A 21,441-nucleotide genomic window follows, 5' to 3' on the forward strand; every position below is an offset into this window, starting at 1 on the left:
CTAATTAGTATATACATTTTACAAAACTGCAAGGTAATATCTCAAGACGCACCTTTCATAAGCGACATGATCCAGCTCGTCATCTGGGTGGTGTCCGCATCCAGTAAATACCGCTCCATCTCAGCCATATTGTACAATTCCTGATAGCGCGGAGAAGCAGTTAAATCCCGCTTGGGCGGATTGGATACAAAACGAAATTGACCATCTGTACGAGTCAAAAATTCAAGATCCTCGAAGATGTCCAATACTTTGGATAACATGCGCACTGAACACGAGCACTGCCTGCTAAGAGCAGGTAGCATTGCTTTTTCATCAATTAGCTGTGTTCCCATTCGAGAAAGAACAATGTAAATACGCTTAAACAGCTCCCTATCGGGGCTCACGAGCCGGCCGCCACGCTCACTGATCGAATGAAGAAGAAACACGTTCTCTACATTCTCAAAGGTAGACCATAATGCATGAAACTGCTCGGGTGTATCTGGCGGCTCCAGTACGAACAGCGACTTCACAGAGTGCTGTGTATCTTTTCGACCATCACTAGGAGTAACGCTGCCATCTTTATCGTATAACCATAAGGATTCAGCGCCCACGGAGCTCGATGTCCGAAGCCGGGATGACGGATGGATCAACACCGCAACATCATTCTTTCGTTCCTTTAAGCTTGGATGGAAGATCCTCAGCCCTCGCTCCAGTTCGGCAAGTGGGTCCGATACTCCACGATAATCAAAAATTTGCGGAGCCTGCACACGAATATCCTGCATCATCAGCTGAAGTGAACGTTTACCGTTCCACTCGTTAATTGATAACTCGCCCAACAGATCTATGTCCGTTTGCTGCTGTAAAAAATCAGCCAAATCGCCACGTCGGAAGGCAATCGCATCCAACGATAAACCATTCTGCTCCAATAGTAGCTTCACATGGTTTTTCTCACGTCCCATTTTACGAGCCTCGCGCAATTGAAGCCCCTGTAATATGAATCGTGGAGAAGGATTTCCCATCCCAAAAGGCTGAAGTAATTCCAGTTCTTCAACCACTTGTAAAGACACCTCATCCAGACGACAGACCATATCAGCCTCAGCTATAGGGATAAAATCCTCCGGTGTCAAAATGGAACCTGCATAGCAGTTAAGCCGTTCTTCGAATAATTCCAGATTGTCACGGGACAGCGTCATCCCCGCTGCCGAAGGATGTCCACCAAAATGCTCCATGAGCTCATGGCAATCTGTAAGAGCACTGTATATATCCAATGCAGGAATAGAACGAGCAGAGCCTTTGCACATGCCTGTCTCCGCATCTATGCCCAGAATAATGGTCGGACGATAATACCGATCCAATAGCTTGGATGCCACAATTCCGACGACACCAACATTCCAGCCCTCACCAGCCAAAACAATCACAGATGGAAGCTTGCCTTCATTTAGTTTGGATGCTAATTGCTGCTCGGCTTGCTCCACTATGTGTTCGACCACTTGTTGGCGCTCACGATTGAGCAGATCCAGCGCATGCGCAAGCTGGTCTGCTTCCTCCTCTTTTTCTGTCGTCAGCAGGGAAACTGCTCGTCCCGCATGATCCAGACGCCCGCTCGCATTAATCCGCGGTGCCAATGCAAATGCGATGTTGACCGAAGTCACTGTGGATATCTCCACACCCGCTACATGAAGCAACGCCCGAATCCCTGGGAATGCAGTGTTTCTCATAGATTGAATCCCTCTACGTACTATCGTCCGATTCTCACCATGTAGTGGCATCAAATCAGCTACCGTACCAATAGCGGCGATTTCAAACCATTCCTCGGGTACTTCACTCAACAGCGCCTGAGCCAGCTTCAGGGCAACACCAACGCCTGCAAGGCCTTTAAACGGGTAGGGACAATCCGGTAGCTTCGGATTGATCAAAGTATAAGCCTCGGGAAGCACAGCAGGCGGCTCATGATGGTCAGTCACAATCACATCGATTCCTAAGGAAGTCGCATAAGCAATTTGCTCTACTGCACTAATTCCCGTATCCACTGTAATGACCAGCGTCACTCCCTGCTGATGTGCCCAATCCAGAGCATGGTTATGCAGACCATATCCCTCATTAGAACGATGGGGAATGTAAATATCATAAGATGCCTTCAGAAAACGCATAAGCTGAATCATCAATGATGTACTGGATACACCGTCCGCATCATAATCGCCATAGATTAATATATGCTCGCCGCGCTCCAGAGCCTGGCGAATTCTCGGCACGGCCTCTTTCATGCCAAGAAGCAGAAATGGGTCGTGTACATCGTCCACACTTCCGTACAAAAAGCGGTTTGCTTCCCCGGCCGTAGTGACGCCCCGGTTCACTAAAAGCCGGGACAACAATGGTGAAATCCCCAGCTCTTCTGTTAACGGTTGAGCCGCTTCCAGGTTAACCTCCGGGGTCTTCCATCTGTACTGCGAATGAAGCAATCCTATTCACCTTTCTTTCATAGTCGGCCTGCCTTATTGAAGCAAGGACGACGCATCATTATCTGGCAGTTCATGATTGGATTTATAAGGATACCCGGCTTGGTAAGAAATGAACTGCATTTGTACATGAGTTACCTGTGGAAAACGGGCTAACAGTAAATTTTTGGCTCGATCAGCAATTTCCTGCGCCTCCTGCACCGTAATCCGCGGGTTAACACTTATCGTCACATCCACTGTTATGAAATGACCCGTTTCCTGAGCATGTAAGTGTTCAACCGTTACAATACCATATACCCGTTGAATCGTCTCCATAAAGCGCTGGGAGTCTTCCTCCTGCAAGGGCTGTGCAGGCACCTGGTATGCGGTATTCATTACCATGAGATATCCTTTACGCAGCACCAGACAGGCTACCAGCAAAGCTGCAGTTGGATCAAGATATAATAATGCAGGCCATTCCATTGCCTCGCCAGTCATTGCACCGATCATGCCGATCAATGCAATCAGCGATGCATATAGCGAGTACCGTTCATGGTTAGCGTACCGATCCGCTTCCGCTTTATGGCCGTGTTTAATCGAGTAGCGATATTGAAACTGAAACAACGCTTCTCTCAATACCAAAGCAATAAACACGGTAATTAATGCGTACAAACCGGGAGCTTGCGGTTCCGAACTGCTTAATGAACGAATAGCAGAAATAGCTAGTTGAAGTCCGCTCATCAGCACTAAAATAGCCAGCACCACAGATATAACCGTCCGAACTTTTTCACCGTTCCGCAACCGCGCCAGCATTCCGTGATCTGCACCACCCTTGGAAAACAGCATCTCCTGCAAACGGGAAGCACTATCCGCAGCCGTGTGCAGTGCATCCCCCATCAACGCCTTGCTGTTTGCTGCATAACCGACGGTTCCCTTTAGAACAGCCAGCGCGAGATTCCCTAAAATTCCGCTCAACGCCGCAGTTTCTAATGATCGGCTGCGTTCGCTATTCACAACTTTTCCCCCTCAATCCTGAACTAACCATTTCCCGATAAAGCTCCAATCCAATATAACCGAATTCTTAAAACCTTAGAAAACCGCGCCCAAGCAGACGCGGCTTTCTCTTTAATTTATACTACTGGTATTTGCGTAACTTAAGACTTTGCAGTTTTGGCCGCTCCACCAGCTGTCGGCGTCTTTTGTTTCCCCTTCAAGGCTACCCACAGCGGACTGGCAATGAAGATGGAAGAGTAAGCTCCGAACAGCAAACCGATAACCATCGCAAGCGAGAACATCCGAATAGATTCGCCGCCAAAAATGAATAGGCAGACGGAGGCAATAAACACTGTAAACACAGTTGCGAGTGAACGTGTCATTGTCTGTGCAATACTGTGATCGACGACTTGCTCCAAGTCGGTTCTGGACTTTTTCTTTGCAAATCGCAGATTTTCCCGAATACGGTCAAAAATAACGACGGTGTCATTAATGGAGAAACCGACAATCGTCAGAATAGCCGTAATAAAGGTCAAATCCACCTCAAGCCGGAAAATCGAGAATATACTAATGACGAGAAACGCATCATGCAGCAGCGAAACAATCGCAGCAACCGCAAAACGCCATTCAAACCGGATCGAAATGTAGATAGCAATAGCCACAGAGGCCAGCAAAATCGCCCAGATTGCATTTCGCTCCAGCTCTTGCGCCATTTCCGTATCCACCGTATTGACCTCAAATGATGCTTTCGGATCAAGCTCTTTGTTAAAAGAGGTTTTGAATTCATTCACTTGCTGATCCGTCAATACCTGTGAAAAACGAATGCCGAAACGCTCTTTACCTGGTGTATAATCCACCTCTTTGCCGATCCCGTTCTTGTTCAGCAAAGCTTGAATCTGTTCTTGTGTAACTGTCTTAGTCAAATTAACATCCACGTTGGAACCGGAACGGAAATCAACCCCGTAATTCAAACCAAATATCGATAAGCTCAAAATACCAAGCAATGTGATAATAATCGAGAACGTGTAAAACCACTTGCTCATCTTGACATATTTATAGTCCCAATTAAAGCGCACTGATATCACTCTCCTTCACACCAAAATACTTGGCCTTCTTCACAGCATCTGCTTTAACCAGCAGATTGAGCAAGAAGCGCGAGAAGAAGATATTTGTCAAAATACTCACGACAATATCAACGATGAGCACGAGAGCGAATCCTCGAACGGAGCCTGTACCCAGACCAAACATGACGGCTGCCGCTATAATTGTCGTAATATTGGCATCCATAACAGTACGGAACGATGCCTTACTGCCTGCAATGACAGAAGAACGAATCGTTTTGCCTGACTTGATTTCTTCTTTAATCCGTTCATACGTAATGATATTGGCATCCACCGCCATCCCGATCCCGAGCACGAAGGCTGCGATACCCGGAAGTGTGAGCACGAAACCGCCCAAATAAAAAATCGCAAGCACCAGCCAGGTATGAACGATGAGACAGAAGCTAGCTATCAGTCCCGGTACACGGAACATTGCAATCATAAAGATCAGAATGATGACCGAGCCGATCAAACCAGCACGGATCGTCTGATCCAGTGACAGCTGACCCAGTGTAGCCCCTACACTCTGAGAATATTTTTCCGTCAGTTTAAGCGGAAGAGCACCCAGGTTGATCGTATCTGCTAGCTTGTTCGCCTCATCACGTGTGTAGCTACCTGTAATCGAAGCACTGCCATCCGTCAATTCACTACGGACTGTAGGTGCAGACAGTAATTCATCATCCAGGAAAATAGCCAACTCTTTATTCATAAGTCGCTTTGTGATTTCTGCAAATTTAGCTTTGTCTTTTACTTTGATACTAATCTCAGGCTTGTTCAGCTGATCATAGCCTACCACAGCACCATTCTCCACAAAATCATTACCGCGGAGCTCAATTTTGCTGTATTGACCCGGCTTTTTAGCATCTGCTGCCGTTGCACTACGGAATGTTAACTCTGCGGGTTTTTTTAGCATGGAGCGGACTTCCGCCTCATTAGAGACACCAGCAAGCCGCACGCGAATACGATTGCTCCCCTCAGTTGTTACTTCCGGCTCAGTCGTACCAAGCGCATTAATACGTCTCTCCAAGCTTTGTGCTGTTTGTATCAGAGACTGGCTGGTTACACGCTGCCCGGCTTCCAAAGGCTGGGCTTCATATAAAATTTCAAAGCCTCCCTTTAAATCGAGGCCTAGTTTTAAACTTTTTAGTAGGCCCGGGCTTGTCCCGACCATAACACCAGTAGTTATGAGCACGACCACGATGAAACTTAGAATTCTTTTCATTCCGTCCCATGTTCCCCTTTCATTCTCAATATTCCTATTATAGCTACCCCTCAAAAAGCAGTCAATTTGAACGCAAAAAAAGACCCCCTTCTATTCGAAAGTGGAGCCCCGTAATGCGGACATCGTCAAATAGTTCATAAAGCTCGTCGCTTTAAGGGAAAGTATATCGTTAACGAGCTTGTGCAGCGGAGGAATACCCTCCTTTTCATATTTATGGCTGACGCAATTCCACACGTCCTTACTGGTGACATGTTCATAACCTACAAGGATCAGCTCGTCTGCCTTACTTTGACAGAGTATCTCAATTGCGTCATCCCAATCCTGCTCATCCAGCTCTTCCATACCCACGATGGCCGTTCCTCCTCCCAGCGACTATCGGTTCCGCAGATCAGCAATTAGCGGGGTTATTGACTGCTTTATAGAACATTTCTGTCCTGATCTTGGAAAACCCTTCTTTTCATCGAAAAATAGCCGTAAATCAACAATATATGCATTCATTTCGCTCGTCAATAGCAGAATTCACCACTCTCCCTCTTGTAGTCTGGATCACCTTGTTTCTAAGCTGAAAAGCTTGTCATGAACATGGACAGGTTCAGCATATCTTCTAAAGAAACACATAGACGCAGAATTTCATTTTGGGGAAGAGGGAGTTGCGATTGAAAAAGCAGACATTCATTCATGGAGCAATTATTTTATTGGCAGCGGGAATCATCAATCGGCTACTGGGTTTTATTCCCCGAATCGCACTCCCGCGTATCATCGGCCCCGAAGGAGTCGGCTTGTACCAGCAGGGGTATCCCTTTTTTATTGTACTAGTGACTCTTATTACCGGCGGCATCCCTCTTGCGGTAGCCAAGCTTGTAGCTGAAGCTGAGACGGCGGGGCAACCCGAAATGTCGCGGCGTATTTTGCACACTAGCTTGCGCTTCACCATTACACTCAGCCTGATCGCCATGGCAATCTGTCTTGTGTTTGCACCTTGGATCACAAGCCATCTCCTGACCGACAGCCGTGTGTATTATACATTCGTGAGTATGAGCCCAATGATTGTCATTGTTGCTGTTTCCTCAGCTTATAGGGGCTATTTTCAAGGAAAACAAAATATGATCCCTTCCGCAAGCTCCTCCATTGCGGAAACCGTCATGCGCATTTTTTGCGTCATTTGGTTTGCTTACTTGTTACTTCCCCATGGGGTAGCCTACGCTGCTGCGGGTGCCATGCTTGGTGCTTTGGCGGGTGAATTCATTGGCATGGTTGTGCTGCTGTGGCAATACGCCTGGAACCAGCGAAAAGATCACATTCTTCAACCGAAGGCGCCTTTACCTTCAGAAGTTCATACCGAGCAATCATCCGTTTTGTCACGTCTTATGTCGATTTCCGTTCCCGTTACTGCTGGAAGGCTTGTCGGTTCCTTATCTTATTTGCTCGAATCTATCTTATGCATGCGTAGCCTCGCCGTAGCAGGCATTGCAACTGGCGTGGCAACTGCACAATATGGAGCCATGCAAGGCATGGTTATTCCTGTGTTATTACTACCTGGAGCCCTTACCAGTTCGCTGGCTGTTTCACTCGTGCCTTCGTTATCCGAAGCAGCAGCAAAAGGGCATATTACCGCCATTCACAAACGTTTGCATCAATCGCTTCGTCTTGCTTTAGTCGCAGGAGCGCCATTTGCCGTAATTATGTATGTATTAGCAGAGCCGCTGTGTCTGCTGCTCTACAATAATGGCGATATTGCGGGCATGCTTAAACTCATGGCGCCCTTTGCACTTTTTATGTACATTCAGGCCCCGCTTCAGGCAGCACTTCAGGCGTTAGACCGTCCTGGAAGCGCCTTATTGAACACCTTTGTCGGAGCCATTATCAAAATTGGGCTGATTGTATGGCTTGCTTCCCAGCCTCAGTACGGTATCTACGGAGCTGTCATCGCCATCTGTATTAACAGTGCTATCGTTACCCTCCTACATGGCTTCAGTGTCAGCAAACTGCTTCGCTTTCGTGTACGTTTACTTGACTTCTGGAAAACCGGGATAGGCATGATCATTATGGCGGCAGCGGTATTATATACCTACAGACATTTAACGATTTTCGATCAAATGTGGCTCCAGTTTATTTTTGCCGCAGGCTTGGGAATTATTCTGTACCTTTTCCTGATGACCTTGATCAAAATGATCGACTGGGACAACCTCACACGCATTCCAATCCTGAGAAGATGGTTTAAAGCATAAAAAAAGCTAATCTGAAGATTCTCCATAGACCGGTGGTGTAATATATACATCCCCTCTATGGTTGACCGAACATAAGAAAACATCCTTAAAATCTTTGTGTCCCTTCGCTTGAATCTGATTTTTAAGCCAAAAACGGTTCATATCCATCCGTTCCAAATTTCGATCCAGCACCTTGCCATCCATAATTAATGGAATCGGCAGTCCCTCATATCTAAACTTTCCACCGATTTGTGGAGAAGGGTGGACTCTATTTTCCTGGTGCTCTTTGCTTATCAAATCATTCTCGCTTTGTTCCTGCTTTATTTTTTCGCGTTTAGCGCCATCGTAAATATCCTTGCTAATCACCGTGAGTTTACCTGTTGTTTCCAGAATGACATATTCAACCTCGTCCAAACTTTCTATATTTTGTTCACGAAGTTGTAACAGCAAGTCATCTAAGTTATAACGCTGCTTCGCCATTTCGTCCTTGTTTAGTTGTCCATTGGAGAACAATACACTGGGCCTACCATCAAATAGTAAGCGCAGACGCCGACTTTTCAGACTGAAATAGGAAATCCCGATTTGCAAAATTAACAGCACTCCTAAAGGAATCAACCCTTCATAAAGTGGACGTTTTATATCCTCCAGGCTGAACACAGCAATTTCCGCAATCATAATGGATATGACGAGATCGAAAACAGACAGTTTTCCGATCTCCCTTTTACCCATCAAGCGCATCACCAGATATACAATAAAATACATGAGCAGCGTCCGAAAAATATGAGCAAAAATATCGTGACTCAATAGTTCGCCTCCTCTCCTGTACTTGCGACAAGACATTAGCCGTTCATTGTACACGTATTCTGACCGTTCCTCACTTGGCTCATACAAAAAACAAAAGGCTAAATTATTGAAATAAAGAGAAAGACTGCTTACGACTTGGTACTAACCCGGGAAGCTTGGCCATAGAATGATAATAGTTCAAACCTTGGTACAGGAGGAATTATCCATGGAGCTCATTCGCCGCTGGTGTTCGTTTCGTCTGGCCCATCCCATTTTATCCGGCTTATTTTATGCCTTTGCATGGATGCTGTTTGGCGCATTGATTCTTTCAATACTCTTGTGGATGACACAGATGCAAGAACAGGATTTATCATTGTATACGTACATCGTCCACGCGTTCGCCATGCTATCTGGCGGCTTCGTCGCCGGTAAAAGATCCACGAACAAAGGCTGGTATCAAGGCGGTATTACAGGCATTCTGTATGGACTAATCGTTCTTCTAGTCGGTTTTTTGGCATTGGATGCAGGCATGAACGGTAAAGACCTAATGCACTTAGGAATCGCGTTTGTCATAGGAGCAGGTGGCGGGATGTTTGGCATTAACTTCAGCAAGTAAGTCGACATGTATGCAACACAAAAAAACCGAGCCTCCTCTAAGGCTCGGTTTTTGCATTACAATCGCATATTACGATTTAGAAACAACTTCCTCAGTTGCAGTGTCTTTTGCAATCGCATTACTAATTGCACTGCGGTCAAAGGTCAGCTTTGTCACATCATTCACACGCAAAACAACCACATCGTCCGTAATCTCCACAATTGTACCGTGAAGACCTCCGATTGTAATTACTTTATCTCCCTTTTTCAAAGCTTGAAGCATCGATTGACGCTGCTTTTGTTTTTTCTGATTCGGACGAATCAGCAAGAAATAGAAGATTACAAACATCAGAGCCAGTGGCCAGATCATTTGAAAAAGTCCGCCAGCTCCACCAGGTGCAGCCGCAGCTGTAGCAAAATGAAACACATTAAATCCCCCTTTCGTATACTCTCCCCTAAAACTTAAAAGCCTTTATCATTATCATGAAGACCGTACTGCTCAAAAAATTCATCGCGGAAATCAAGCAGCCTGTCATCCATAATCGCTTGTCTGACATTACGCATCAATTGTATTAAGAAATGCAAGTTATGATACGTTGTCAGTCGGAGCCCGAAGGTTTCATCTGCTTTAATTAAATGTCGCAAGTAAGCACGTGAATAATTGCGACAAGTGTAGCAATCACAAGCCGGATCAAGCGGGCCAAAATCGCTTGCATAATTCGCATTCCGAACGACAAGACGTCCTTGACTTGTCATCGTTGTCCCATTGCGAGCAATTCGGGTTGGAAGTACACAGTCGAACATATCCACACCACGAATGGAGCCTTCAATCAAAGCATCCGGCGAACCTACGCCCATCAGATAACGTGGTTTGTTGGTAGGAAGCAGAGGAACCGTATAATCGAGCACTTCATACATCAAATGCTTAGGTTCACCTACACTCAGTCCACCAATAGCATACCCCGGGAAATCCATGGAAGTCAAATCTGCCGCACTTTGCTTACGCAGATCTTCATGCATGCCTCCTTGTACAATGGCGAACAGACCTTGATCATGAGGACGCGCATGTGCCTCCAAACAACGCTCAGCCCAACGGCTGGTACGTTCCAGTGACTTTTTCACGTATTCATACTCAGCCGGAAACGGTGGACATTCATCGAAGGCCATCATAATATCCGAGCCAAGTGAGTTTTGGACTTCCATCGCCACTTCCGGAGAAAGAAACTTCTTATCTCCATTTAAATGAGAGCGAAAATGAACACCTTCCTCTGAAATTTTACGCATTTCACTTAAGGAAAACACTTGGAATCCGCCGCTGTCTGTTAAAATAGGACGATCCCAATTCATAAACTTGTGCAGTCCGCCCGCTTCACGGACAATATCATGACCAGGACGAAGAAACAGATGGTACGTATTACTCAAAATAATTTGAGCATCCATCGCTTTCAGTTCCTCAGGGCTCATCGTTTTAACAGTTGCTTGAGTTCCCACAGGCATAAAGGTTGGAGTCTCAATAACTCCGTGGGGGGTGTGTACACGCCCCAGACGTGCTCCTGATTGCTTGCAGGTCTTAATATGTTCGTATCTTATTGCTGGTGCCATATTTTCTCTACCATCCTTAATTAATATATGAACATAGCGTCCCCGAAGCTAAAGAACCGATATTTTTGGTCAATCGCCTCCTGGTAAGCATGCATAATATTCTCTCTGCCAGCTAGTGCGCTGACCAGCATAACCAAGGTGGACTTAGGCAAATGGAAATTCGTAATCATTGCATCCACCACACGGAATTCATAGCCTGGATAAATAAAAATCTGTGTCCAGCCACTGCTGGCCTGTAGCACACCATCTACGAAGTTATTGCCCACCGTCTCCAGCGTTCGGCAACTGGTTGTTCCCACTGCCACGACTCTCCCACCGCGTGCCTTGGTTGCATTGAGTATATCTGCCGTTTCCTGTGACAATGAATAGTATTCTTCATGCATAACATGTTCCTCAATCGTATCCACCGACATCGGTCTGAACGTCCCTAAACCGACATGAAGTGTGATAAAGGCAACCGTAACGCCCTTCTCTTTAATTTGGTCCAGTAATTCTTCTGTAAAATGTAACCCTGCCGTTGGTGCCGCAGCAGAACCTTCGTGCCGAGCATAAACGGTTTGATACCGCTCACGATCATCCAGCTGTTCCTTGATATACGGAGGAAGCGGCATCTGCCCCAAGCGATCCAGAATCTCCTGAAAAATACCATCATATGAAAATGAAAGTACCCTTCCGCCCATATCTCCTTCTTCCTCAATAACCGCCTTCAGCTCATCACCGAAAACAATAACAGCTCCCTTTTTCAGCTTTTTGCCGGGTTTCACCAATGCTTCCCATCGGTCTCCCTCCAGTTGTTTAAGCAGCAGAACCTCGGCCTTAGCCCCAGTGTCTTGCTTGATGCCAAACAAACGTGCAGGAATTACTCTGGTATCATTCAGAACCAGCGTATCCCCTGGCTGAAGATACTGCACAATATCCGAAAATGTATGATGTCCCACTTCGCCGTTGTTTTTGTTTAACGTCAGTAATCTAGAAGCGGTCCGCTCAAGCAAAGGCGTCTGTGCAATTAATGTTTCAGGTAGTTCAAAATCGTAGTCGTTTACGTTCATATATTGGTCAGTCCTTAACTATATCCACATTTTTGTAATAGTGTTGCAAAATTTTCTTGTAATCATACCCCTGCTCTGCCAAACCGTTGGCCCCCCATTGTGATAAGCCCAAGCCATGACCATTCCCTTTACCTGTAAAAATAAAGCTTTGCGTTTTGTCGATGACTCGTGCATGGCGATCTTCATTCATGACGACCACCCCGTTACCACTTGAAGTGCTGGTGCCAGATGCAGACAGAATTTGGGTGCCTTGTGTGCCGCTTATATGAGTAGTAGCTCCATCAGCGCCTAATACAGTATAACTGCCGGTACTCGCAATATCAAACAGTGTGCTCGGCAGTCCCCCCATCGCTGAGCGATACATGTCCGGATATTTCACTTTTAAAGGGGTGCCATCTGCTTCAACCTCCAATACTCGCCCTGACGGACCTCGTTTGGTGACATCAAGGTGATTAATAGAGGATGGTACCGTGCCAGTTATTTTTCCTTGCAAGGACTTAGCAATTTGAGCTGCTGTAAAGGGGCCTCTAACCCATGCATAGTCTCCGGATTGAGGCACCTTTTCCAAAACAATCATCTCTTCGCCCGGCTGCGCCTTTGCTACGGGTGTAACCGTTGATTGGATTTGGGGAATAGGACGCACATTTGTATTTTCCGCAGTGACGGTGATTTTGTCTAACCCTGCTTCTGTAACTCCCTCCAGCTCCTTAGCATTATCCTCGCGAATATAGCCTGTCTTGCCACTGGAGAGAAGTACGTGATACCACTCTTGTGCTCCTTTTTGTGCCGAAGTATCTCCCGAGCTGTCCACGCTCGCAAACGCTTCACCACCACTATTCCACACCTCGGAAGCATCTGCTGTCACACCGCCCGCATTAGAAGAGAATACAGCTTCGACCACTTTGCCGCCACTCTTAATAACTTCACCAGCTGTTGCATCTACAGCCTCGTTGACATTCGCATGTTCTGAGCTCTTACCGTTGTAAGCTTGGCTTAGGGTGCCATCTACCACATTGCCGATCTGAAACCGATTGCCTTGGGCAAGCGCATAACTGCGAGCAGCTACCGCTTGAGCCTTGAGCGCTTCATCTGGCCATGAAGAATAGACCTCTGCTCCTACTACGGAATACAAATACTGCTCCAAAGGGACTTCATTTACAAGCGCCAGCTGTCCTGACGTCATGCCAATCTCCATGTCGCCGCGATATGTTCGCTGTGATCTTTCGACCACTTGGATTCCATTATTACCGCCGTTGACAATTACCTTGCTGTTATTAGAGCCACTTAGCATGTAATGAGACATCGTCTGTGAGCCTGTCGTTACTCCTGCTTCCTGTCTTAGAATCAGACCAGTTTGAGTAGTATTCACTTTGGAAAGGGTGAGTCTGGGCTGCTTGCTCTCCAGTTCTGTTTTCAAGGCCGACAGCTTGCTGTCATTACTTTCTTCTCCAACCCATACAGCGTACTGGCCTCTTGATTGAATTACTGTAAAAGCATCAAAGCCTGCGGCAGCAATAGTCGTGCGAACAAGATTAGCCTCCTGCTCGGTTCCGTAGCTTCCCGTCGACCAATGTTTGTTTCCCTTAACTTCGGCCTGTGCTCCGGTTGCTAAGGAAATCCGCTGCACAGCAGCCTGTGCCGACTGTTCACTAGCATATAATCCTGCATACACTTGATAGACAGAGCTACCGTTTTTTGAACCGATAAAAACAGTAGGTTTATCATTAGTCTTTTGCAGAGCTTGAGCCGCTTTTATCGCAGTCGCTTCTTTTCCTTCAAATACCTTCACTCGATAGCTGTCTACACTAAAACGAGCCGTACTGTCCGGCAGTCCCATCCAAGCCTGAAAGCTTCCCCCACTGTTCTGGCCGACACTCAGGCTTCCTGATGATTTCAAAGTTACAGCGGGGACTGTCGCTTTATATTTACTACCTAGATCCGCAAAGATCACTACACGAATATCTTCTTGGGCGGCAGCAGCGTGAACGCCCGAAGACCAAGGTATGCAAGCTGTAGCTAATACCATAATAACTGCTGCTCGTTTGAAGCCGCCTGTCCACGCTCCGAAAGTTTTTTTTCGGTTCAATGTTTCTCCACTCATTTCTAGCTCCCCCAATTCTAGCTGACTAGCACTTTTATTACATGATTTATCGGATCTCGACCTGCGTATTTCCCTTTAAATACATCGGCGGAATAAACCAAATTTTGAACCCGCTCGAATCGGACTTACACACTTCTTACCTCAATTTATCTGTCTATCCATTTCATATCGCCATACTTACGAATAGCATTCAATGATTTTTAAAAGTGCACCATGGTTTTCTAGTCACCGTGGGTCTGTTGGCATTGGAATTCCAAGGTGAGCATATGCCGCCGGAGTCACCGTTCGTCCCCGAGGTGTTCTTTGTAAAAGACCAATTTGTAACAAATAAGGCTCATACACATCCTCAATCGTCTGGCTCTCTTCGCCAATGGTCGCAGCAATGGTGTCCAATCCTACAGGTCCGCCCCGGAATGAATGAATCATAGCCTTAAGCATTTTATGATCAATTTCATCCAGCCCGAGTGGATCTATTTGAAGTCTCCTTAGTGCCTCAGCAGCCAACTCTGAATGAATAATACCGTCTCCGGCCACTTGGGCAAAATCACGTACCCTTTTTAACAGTCGGTTGGCAATCCGCGGTGTTCCCCGTGAACGCAATGCAATTTCCTCCGCCGCGTCCCCGACAATCTCAATTTCCATAATATCCGCATTCCTAGACACGATGTAAGCCAGCTCGTCTGTCGTATAAAACTCTAACCGACTAATAACGCCAAACCGGTCACGTAATGGCGCAGAGAGCAACCCAGCGCGTGTAGTAGCACCTATAAGAGTAAAGGGAGGCAAATCCAAACGCACCGAACGTGCACTCGGACCTTTGCCAATCATAATGTCCAACGCAAAATCTTCCATCGCCGGATACATCACTTCTTCCACTGTACGATGAAGGCGATGAATTTCATCAATGAACAAAACATCCCCCTCTTGCAGGTTGGTTAGCAATGCTGCTAGATCTCCCGGTCTTTCAATTGCAGGGCCTGAAGTCGTACGTAAATTAACCCCCAACTCATTGGCGATAATGTTAGCGAGCGTGGTTTTACCCAATCCAGGCGGTCCGTACAATAATACATGATCCAATGCTTCTTTACGCATCTTGGCTGCTTCAATATATACTTTCAGATTTTCCTTAACCTGATTTTGCCCGATATATTCATTTAGATAACGGGGGCGAAGGCTTAACTCCGCCGTCTGGTCTTCCATCATCAAATTGGCGGAAATAATCCGGTCATCCATATTCCATCGCTCCTCTTTTTACCAGAATCCTATCCACGGACATCAGCGTCCTATCCGGCAAACAACAGTTGCAAAGCCCGTTTCATCAAAATATCCGCTGAATCATCAGGTTTCGCATCTTTCTTCATTTTGCTCCATACCTTATCTAGCTCAGCATCCGTGTAACCGAGCGCCTTAAGCGCTTCACGCGCCTCACTCCAATACGAACCTTGACCTTCTTCTACAACAGGCTCCGCAAACAATCCGGTAGCCATTCCCAACGCCCCAATACCGTCCAGCTTGTCTTTCAAATCTAGAATCATACGTTGTGCCGTCTTTTTACCAATTCCCGGTAATTTGGTGAGAAATGTGATATTCTCCTGATAAATCGCCGTCACCACATGAGCAGGCGTACCGCCTCCCAAAATCCCAAGTGCCACACGCGGTCCAATACCAGATACATCGATCAGTTTACGGAATAATTGCTGCTCCTCACGGGTTGCAAACCCAAACAGTAAAATTGCATCTTCCCTTACATGATGATGAGTGTAAATAACCACCGGTCCTTCCGTTTTGGCGAACGCGTAAGGATTGGGACAAAATACCCGATACCCTACACCCTGCACATCCAAAACGACATATTCATTTTCCAAGTGAGCTACAGAACCACGCAAGAAATCTATCATTTTCGTAATACCTCATTTAATTTTGAATTTAGTCCATAGGAATGCGCATGACAAATAGCCACTGCCAAAGCATCCGCTACATCATCCGGTTTGGGCACAGCCTGGAGCTTTAGAAACATTCTAACCATCTCCTGTACCTGCTTCTTCTCCGCCTTGCCATACCCTACAATAGCCTGCTTTACCTGCATCGGCGTGTATTCCCCTATAGGCAAATTACGTTGTTTGGCAGCTAATACCAGCACTCCACGTGCCTGACTTACGGACATAGCCGTTGTAACGTTGCGATTAAAAAAGAGCTTCTCCAATGCTACCGCATCCGGCTTATACTTATCAATTAATTGCAACATGCCTTCATATACATGAAGCAGCCTGTCTTCTTCGGGGGTGTGTGCCTCCGTCTGGATGCAGCCATACTGCACAGGAACCACTTTACTACCAACCTTGTCTACAAATCCGAAGCCCACAATGGCAATACCCGGATCAATTCCTAGAAAACGCAAAAAAATCTCTCCCCTATCGCTCAAACATGACGTAACTAACCAACAGCCAGCACTATCGTCAATATACATGACCAAATCCCATATAAAGCGAACATATGTGTCGTTCTTTTCATTATAACAAAACTTTGTATCTAATAGAGGAAAAAGTTTAACCATGAGTGAAAACATAAAAAGAGACGCTACAAACCTCACCTCGTGGGCAAAGCCTAACGTCTCCGTACTTGGTGTAATCAATAATGCTGCTTTAATACCCTCTGTGTTCGCTCCACTGCAAAATCACTAAAAGTGGAGATTACACTGTTATACTCATTTATATCCTGTACACGGATTCCCTGCTGAAGTTGTTTATATACCCCTTCCGGCAAGGCCGTCTCCATGGACCCTATATCCAATTGAAAAAAGGTACGAATTACTTTTTCCTTTTTTGGCAGCCCTTCAAACAGTGTAAGCTGCCCATCAGTGCTTAAGCCCATATATGCGCGCTCTTTGCATGACTCCGACAAATCTTCCACTCTGCGCTCCAGCCACACTTCTCCTTTAGTATTAAGTCTTCCCTTCCAATCGGGATGTTGCTTCAGCAAATTTTCCAGCTGCTTTGAACTTAACGTTCCCAAGGAAGTGGTCTCCGTGCCACATACGTAGGTAGTTAACAAACGGGTCTTCCTGCTTATACCGGAAGCACGAATACTTTGCAATAGCTGCATCTGTGGGGAGCGGTCTTCGGTCGGGCTATATGATAACTCCTTCATTTCCACCTCTGCCATAACGGGAGTAGCCAGTGGTTGCGACAGCATAGCCTGCATATGATTCGAAAACAGAACGCCCAAACCTGTCAGTAAACAAGCCGCACTAAAAATAGTACATGCCCACACTGCTCTTCTCCACTGTTTCCAGCACCGTTTCATCTGTTTTTTCCAACTTAATCGCTTCACAGTAATCCCTTCCGTCCCACTTTTTGTGTTAGTGTGACCTGAAGATTACTGAATTATACAAAAGATAATAACATAAACAAAAAAGCCGCTGCTTCCAGCGACTTTCTTTTGAATCGGGATGACACGATTTGAACATGCGACCCCCTGGTCCCAAACCAGGTGCTCTACCAAGCTGAGCTACATCCCGAAATAGATGCCGGTGAGAGGACTCGAACCTCCACGGTTTCCCTCACGATTTTGAGTCGCGCGCGTCTGCCAATTCCGCCACACCGGCTTATGAAATTAATGGCGCGCCCTGAGAGATTCGAACTCCCGGCCTTTTGATTCGTAGTCAAACGCTCTATCCAGCTGAGCTAAGGGCGCAAATATGGAGCGGACGACGGGAATCGAACCCGCGACCCTCGCCTTGGCAAGGCGATGCTCTACCGCTGAGCCACGTCCGCAATACAATTATATTCATGACGTATAAGTGCATGAATGGTGAGCCATGAAGGACTCGAACCTTCGACACCCTGATTAAAAGTCAGGTGCTCTACCAACTGAGCTAATGGCTCCCAACAGGGTAATGTAACTTTGTGAAAATGGCGGAACTGACGGGATTCGAACCCGCGATCTCCTGCGTGACAGGCAGGCATGTTAGGCCTCTACACCACAGTTCCATAATAATTCTCATTAAAAAGTTAATTGGTTGCGGGGGCAGGATTTGAACCTGCGACCTTCGGGTTATGAGCCCGACGAGCTACCGAACTGCTCCACCCCGCGATAATAGTAGGGAAATCTATTGAAAATAAATGGTGGAGGCTGAGGGGATCGAACCCCCGACCCTCTGCTTGTAAGGCAGATGCTCTCCCAGCTGAGCTAAGCCTCCATACTACTATGACCCGTAGGGGATTCGAACCCCTGTTACCTCCGTGAAAGGGAGGTGTCTTAACCCCTTGACCAACGGGCCATGCTATAAAATAATTCTGGCGGAGAGAGAGGGATTCGAACCCTCGAGACGCTTTTGGCGCCTACACGATTTCCAATCGTGCTCCTTCGGCCAACTCGGACACCTCTCCATATGGCTCCCCGAACAGGACTCGAACCTGTGACAACTCGATTAACAGTCGAGTGCTCTACCAACTGAGCTATCAGGGAATAATAATTATAAAACTCGCTTGGCGGCGTCCTACTCTCCCAGGACCCTGCGGTCCAAGTACCATCGGCGCTGGAGGGCTTAACGGTCGTGTTCGGGATGGGTACGTGTGGAACCCCTCCGCTATCGCCACCAAACATGAATTTGCCTCGCAAATTCTTCCGTAAGCTTATTCGCTTCAGCACAGATCGTGTGAATGAATCGCCATACGCTTGTTGTATGTACTTCTACATACCTTCAAGGTTACACCCTGAAAACTGGATCCGAAACTCATTGCGTCTTATCTTTAGGATAAGCCCTCGACCGATTAGTATTGGTCAGCTCCATGCATTACTGCACTTCCACCCCCAACCTATCTACCTCGTCGTCTTCAAGGGGTCTTACATACTGGGAAATCTCATCTTGAGGGGGGCTTCACGCTTAGATGCTTTCAGCGCTTATCCCTTCCGTACATAGCTACCCAGCGGTGCTCCTGGCGGAACAACTGGTACACCAGCGGTACGTCCATCCCGGTCCTCTCGTACTAAGGACAGCTCCTCTCAAATTTCCTACGCCCACGACAGATAGGGACCGAACTGTCTCACGACGTTCTGAACCCAGCTCGCGTACCGCTTTAATGGGCGAACAGCCCAACCCTTGGGACCTACTTCAGCCCCAGGATGCGATGAGCCGACATCGAGGTGCCAAACCTCCCCGTCGATGTGGACTCTTGGGGGAGATAAGCCTGTTATCCCCAGGGTAGCTTTTATCCGTTGAGCGATGGCCCTTCCATGCGGTACCACCGGATCACTAAGCCCGACTTTCGTCCCTGCTCGACTTGTAGGTCTCGCAGTCAAGCTCCCTTCTGCCTTTGCACTCTTCGAATGATTTCCAACCATTCTGAGGGAACCTTGGGGCGCCTCCGTTACTCTTTAGGAGGCGACCGCCCCAGTCAAACTGCCCACCTGACACTGTCCTCGTACCGGATCACGGTACCAAGTTAGAACCTAGATACGATCAGGGTGGTATCCCAAGGATGCCTCCCTTCAAGCTGGCGCTCAAAGTTCTACGGCTCCCACCTATCCTGTACAGATCGTACCCAAATTCAATATCAAGCTGCAGTAAAGCTCCATGGGGTCTTTCCGTCTTGTCGCGGGTAACCTGCATCTTCACAGGTATTAAAATTTCACCGGATCTCTCGTTGAGACAGCGCCCAAGTCGTTACGCCATTCGTGCGGGTCAGAATTTACCTGACAAGGAATTTCGCTACCTTAGGACCGTTATAGTTACGGCCGCCGTTTACTGGGGCTTCGGTTCATAGCTTCGCCCGAAGGCTTACCACTCCCCTTAACCTTCCAGCACCGGGCAGGCGTCAGCCCGTATACTTCGCCTTGCGGCTTCGCACAGACCTGTGTTTTTGCTAAACAGTCGCTTGGGCCTTTTCACTGCGGCCCCCTCGGGCTATTCACCCTACCGAGGCACCCCTTCTCCCGAAGTTACGGGGTCATTTTGCCGAGTTCCTTAACGAGAGTTCTTCCGCGCGCCTTAGAATTCTCTTCTCGCCTACCTGTGTCGGTTTGCGGTACGGGCACCTTCTCCTGGCTAGAGGCTTTTCTTGGCAGTCTGAGATCATGACCTTCGCTACTATAATTTTCGCTCCCCATCACAGCCCAGCCTTACGATGTGCGGATTTGCCTACACATCAGCCTCACTGCTTAGACGGACATCCATCAGTCCGCGTCACTACCCTACTGCGTCACCCCATCGCTCATAGCGGATTACGGTGGTACAGGAATTTCGACCTGTTGTCCTTCGACTACGCCTATCGGCCTCGCCTTAGGTCCCGACTTACCCTGAGCGGACGAACCTTCCTCAGGAACCCTTAGGCTTTCGGCGGATCTGATTCTCACAGATCTTTTCGTTACTCATACCGGCATTCTCACTTGAATGCAGTCCAGCGCTCCTTCCGGTACACCTTCAACCCGCATTCAACGCTCCCCTACCCCTGATGCAAAGCATCAAGCCATAGCTTCGGTGGTGTGTTTAGCCCCGTTACATTTTCGGCGCAGAGTCACTCGACCAGTGAGCTATTACGCACTCTTTCAATGGTGGCTGCTTCTAAGCCAACATCCTGGTTGTCTGTGCAACTCCACATCCTTTCCCACTTAACACACACTTGGGGACCTTAGCTGATGGTCTGGGCTGTTTCCCTTTCGACAATGGATCTTAGCACTCACTGTCTGACTCCCGGAACTAAATCTATGGCATTCGGAGTTTGACTGAGCTTGGTAACCCTTGCGGGCCCCGCACCCAATCAGTGCTCTACCTCCACGATTCTTCTTTCCGAGGCTAGCCCTAAAGCTATTTCGGGGAGAACCAGCTATCTCCGGGTTCGATTGGAATTTCTCCGCTACCCCCACCTCATCCCCGCATTTTTCAACATGCGTGGGTTCGGGCCTCCAGTGCGTGTTACCGCACCTTCACCCTGGACAGGGGTAGATCACCCGGTTTCGGGTCTACGTCCACGTACTCATTCGCCCTATTCAGACTCGCTTTCGCTGCGGCTTCAGCTCTTCACCTTAACCTTGCACGGGAACGTAACTCGCCGGTTCATTCTACAAAAGGCACGCCATCACCCATAGATCGGGCTCTGACTTCTTGTAAGCACACGGTTTCAGGATCTATTTCACTCCCCTTCCGGGGTGCTTTTCACCTTTCCCTCACGGTACTGCTTCACTATCGGTCGCCAGGGAGTATTTAGCCTTGGCAGATGGTCCTGCCGGATTCATACGGGGTTTCACGTGCCCCGCACTACTCGGGATCCGTCTCGGAGGGAACAGGTTTTGAACTACAGGGCTTTTACCTTCTCTGGCGGGCCTTTCCAGACCTCTTCATCTAACCGGTTCCTTTGTAACTCCATGTGAGACGTCCC

The 21,441-nt window shown here is 47.5% G+C and carries 16 protein-coding genes, 11 tRNA genes and 2 rRNA genes (1 of these 29 cut by a window edge); 2 read left to right on the top strand and 27 right to left on the bottom strand.

Going from position 1 to position 21,441, the window contains the following annotated elements; genetic code table 11:
* Positions 1 to 41 precede the first annotated feature (41 nt).
* From recJ to ACH59B_RS18855, 5 genes are all read right to left on the bottom strand, one after another.
* The gene (gene recJ, locus ACH59B_RS18835) at positions 42 to 2,438 is read right to left on the bottom strand and encodes a single-stranded-DNA-specific exonuclease RecJ (protein ID WP_404302379.1); all 2,397 of its coding nucleotides are present in this window, start codon (positions 2,436 to 2,438) and stop codon (positions 42 to 44) included.
* 33 nt (positions 2,439 to 2,471) lie between these two features.
* Positions 2,472 to 3,428 (bottom strand): cation diffusion facilitator family transporter, encoded by a 957-nt coding sequence (locus ACH59B_RS18840; RefSeq protein ID WP_404302381.1) that lies wholly within the window; start codon positions 3,426 to 3,428, stop codon positions 2,472 to 2,474.
* Positions 3,429 to 3,568: 140 nt separating this feature from the next.
* Positions 3,569 to 4,483, bottom strand: coding sequence for a protein translocase subunit SecF (gene secF / locus ACH59B_RS18845; RefSeq protein ID WP_017427789.1), 915 nt, complete (start codon positions 4,481 to 4,483; stop codon positions 3,569 to 3,571).
* Positions 4,473 to 5,729 carry a protein translocase subunit SecD gene (gene secD / locus ACH59B_RS18850; RefSeq protein ID WP_016819134.1) on the bottom strand — a complete coding sequence of 419 codons (1,257 nt, stop codon included), beginning with the start codon at positions 5,727 to 5,729 and terminating at the stop codon, positions 4,473 to 4,475. The genes secF and secD overlap by 11 nt, the downstream gene beginning before the upstream one ends.
* Positions 5,730 to 5,819: 90 nt before the next feature.
* On the bottom strand, positions 5,820 to 6,077 hold the full coding sequence (locus ACH59B_RS18855) for a post-transcriptional regulator (protein ID WP_013372642.1): 258 nt from the start codon (positions 6,075 to 6,077) through the stop codon (positions 5,820 to 5,822).
* 308 nt (positions 6,078 to 6,385) lie between these two features.
* Here ACH59B_RS18855 and spoVB point away from each other — a divergent pair, with 308 nt between their 5' ends.
* Positions 6,386 to 7,957: a stage V sporulation protein B gene (gene spoVB / locus ACH59B_RS18860; RefSeq protein WP_404302384.1), complete on the top strand. Its 1,572-nt coding sequence runs from the start codon at positions 6,386 to 6,388 to the stop codon at positions 7,955 to 7,957.
* Between the two features lie 6 nt (positions 7,958 to 7,963).
* Here the strand turns inward: spoVB and ACH59B_RS18865 are convergent, their stop codons facing one another.
* The gene (locus tag ACH59B_RS18865) at positions 7,964 to 8,740 is read right to left on the bottom strand and encodes a DUF421 domain-containing protein (RefSeq protein ID WP_016819136.1); all 777 of its coding nucleotides are present in this window, start codon (positions 8,738 to 8,740) and stop codon (positions 7,964 to 7,966) included.
* A 205-nt stretch (positions 8,741 to 8,945) separates the two neighbouring features.
* Between ACH59B_RS18865 and ACH59B_RS18870 the strand changes: the two genes are divergently transcribed.
* A complete protein-coding gene (locus ACH59B_RS18870) occupies positions 8,946 to 9,335 on the top strand; it encodes a TIGR04086 family membrane protein (protein ID WP_016819137.1) in 390 nt (129 codons plus the stop codon).
* A gap of 69 nt (positions 9,336 to 9,404) precedes the next feature.
* On the opposite strand, the gene yajC is transcribed toward ACH59B_RS18870, so the two are convergent.
* The 21 genes from yajC to ACH59B_RS18975 form a co-directional block, all read right to left on the bottom strand.
* Positions 9,405 to 9,740, bottom strand: coding sequence for a preprotein translocase subunit YajC (yajC, locus tag ACH59B_RS18875; protein WP_016819138.1), 336 nt, complete (start codon positions 9,738 to 9,740; stop codon positions 9,405 to 9,407).
* 35 nt (positions 9,741 to 9,775) lie between these two features.
* Positions 9,776 to 10,915: a tRNA guanosine(34) transglycosylase Tgt gene (tgt, locus tag ACH59B_RS18880; protein ID WP_019688330.1), complete on the bottom strand. Its 1,140-nt coding sequence runs from the start codon at positions 10,913 to 10,915 to the stop codon at positions 9,776 to 9,778.
* A gap of 20 nt (positions 10,916 to 10,935) precedes the next feature.
* Positions 10,936 to 11,964 carry a tRNA preQ1(34) S-adenosylmethionine ribosyltransferase-isomerase QueA gene (queA, locus tag ACH59B_RS18885; protein ID WP_102999040.1) on the bottom strand — a complete coding sequence of 343 codons (1,029 nt, stop codon included), beginning with the start codon at positions 11,962 to 11,964 and terminating at the stop codon, positions 10,936 to 10,938.
* Between the two features lie 7 nt (positions 11,965 to 11,971).
* Entirely contained in the window at positions 11,972 to 14,065 is a 2,094-nt protein-coding gene (locus tag ACH59B_RS18890; RefSeq protein WP_123797537.1) for a SpoIID/LytB domain-containing protein, read from the bottom strand.
* A gap of 225 nt (positions 14,066 to 14,290) precedes the next feature.
* Complete coding sequence (ruvB, locus tag ACH59B_RS18895; RefSeq protein ID WP_016819142.1) at positions 14,291 to 15,298, bottom strand: Holliday junction branch migration DNA helicase RuvB; 1,008 nt, start codon at positions 15,296 to 15,298, stop codon at positions 14,291 to 14,293.
* A gap of 50 nt (positions 15,299 to 15,348) precedes the next feature.
* Entirely contained in the window at positions 15,349 to 15,963 is a 615-nt protein-coding gene (ruvA, locus tag ACH59B_RS18900) for a Holliday junction branch migration protein RuvA (protein WP_031462078.1), read from the bottom strand.
* The gene (gene ruvC, locus ACH59B_RS18905) at positions 15,960 to 16,463 is read right to left on the bottom strand and encodes a crossover junction endodeoxyribonuclease RuvC (protein WP_016819144.1); all 504 of its coding nucleotides are present in this window, start codon (positions 16,461 to 16,463) and stop codon (positions 15,960 to 15,962) included. Before ruvC ends, ruvA begins: the two co-directional genes overlap by 4 nt.
* 230 nt (positions 16,464 to 16,693) lie before the next feature.
* On the bottom strand, positions 16,694 to 17,395 hold the full coding sequence (locus tag ACH59B_RS18910; protein ID WP_031462079.1) for a BofC C-terminal domain-containing protein: 702 nt from the start codon (positions 17,393 to 17,395) through the stop codon (positions 16,694 to 16,696).
* A 113-nt stretch (positions 17,396 to 17,508) separates the two neighbouring features.
* Positions 17,509 to 17,582: transfer RNA gene (locus ACH59B_RS18915), tRNA-Pro, on the bottom strand.
* Positions 17,583 to 17,589: 7 nt separating this feature from the next.
* Positions 17,590 to 17,669, bottom strand: a tRNA-Leu gene (locus tag ACH59B_RS18920).
* A gap of 12 nt (positions 17,670 to 17,681) precedes the next feature.
* A tRNA-Arg gene (locus tag ACH59B_RS18925) sits at positions 17,682 to 17,758 on the bottom strand.
* Between the two features lie 5 nt (positions 17,759 to 17,763).
* Positions 17,764 to 17,838: transfer RNA gene (locus ACH59B_RS18930), tRNA-Gly, on the bottom strand.
* Positions 17,839 to 17,873: 35 nt separating this feature from the next.
* Positions 17,874 to 17,949, bottom strand: a tRNA-Lys gene (locus ACH59B_RS18935).
* A gap of 28 nt (positions 17,950 to 17,977) precedes the next feature.
* Positions 17,978 to 18,054, bottom strand: a tRNA-Asp gene (locus ACH59B_RS18940).
* A 26-nt stretch (positions 18,055 to 18,080) separates the two neighbouring features.
* A tRNA-Met gene (locus tag ACH59B_RS18945) sits at positions 18,081 to 18,157 on the bottom strand.
* 30 nt (positions 18,158 to 18,187) lie between these two features.
* A tRNA-Val gene (locus ACH59B_RS18950) sits at positions 18,188 to 18,263 on the bottom strand.
* A 9-nt stretch (positions 18,264 to 18,272) separates the two neighbouring features.
* Positions 18,273 to 18,344, bottom strand: a tRNA-Glu gene (locus ACH59B_RS18955).
* 17 nt (positions 18,345 to 18,361) lie between these two features.
* Positions 18,362 to 18,453: transfer RNA gene (locus ACH59B_RS18960), tRNA-Ser, on the bottom strand.
* Between the two features lie 3 nt (positions 18,454 to 18,456).
* Positions 18,457 to 18,532, bottom strand: a tRNA-Asn gene (locus ACH59B_RS18965).
* Between the two features lie 18 nt (positions 18,533 to 18,550).
* A 5S ribosomal RNA gene (rrf, locus tag ACH59B_RS18970) occupies positions 18,551 to 18,667 on the bottom strand.
* A 150-nt stretch (positions 18,668 to 18,817) separates the two neighbouring features.
* A 23S ribosomal RNA gene (locus ACH59B_RS18975) occupies positions 18,818 to 21,441 on the bottom strand (it continues 302 nt past the right edge of the window).

This window comes from Paenibacillus sp. DP01 (assembly GCF_044784315.1).
GTDB lineage: Bacteria > Bacillota > Bacilli > Paenibacillales > Paenibacillaceae > Paenibacillus > Paenibacillus polymyxa.

What these genes read in the sequence shown, in the direction of transcription:
- ACH59B_RS18890 (WP_123797537.1), bottom strand. Translation starts at nt 14,065, where the DNA reads ATGAGTGGAGAAACATTGAACCGAAAAAAAACTTTCGGAGCGTGGACA.
- tgt (WP_019688330.1), bottom strand. Translation starts at nt 10,915, where the DNA reads ATGGCACCAGCAATAAGATACGAACATATTAAGACCTGCAAGCAATCA.
- ruvB (WP_016819142.1), bottom strand. Translation starts at nt 15,298, where the DNA reads ATGGATGACCGGATTATTTCCGCCAATTTGATGATGGAAGACCAGACG.
- ruvA (WP_031462078.1), bottom strand. Translation starts at nt 15,963, where the DNA reads ATGATAGATTTCTTGCGTGGTTCTGTAGCTCACTTGGAAAATGAATAT.
- secD (WP_016819134.1), bottom strand. Translation starts at nt 5,729, where the DNA reads ATGAAAAGAATTCTAAGTTTCATCGTGGTCGTGCTCATAACTACTGGT.
- queA (WP_102999040.1), bottom strand. Translation starts at nt 11,964, where the DNA reads ATGAACGTAAACGACTACGATTTTGAACTACCTGAAACATTAATTGCA.
- ACH59B_RS18870 (WP_016819137.1), top strand. Translation starts at nt 8,946, where the DNA reads ATGGAGCTCATTCGCCGCTGGTGTTCGTTTCGTCTGGCCCATCCCATT.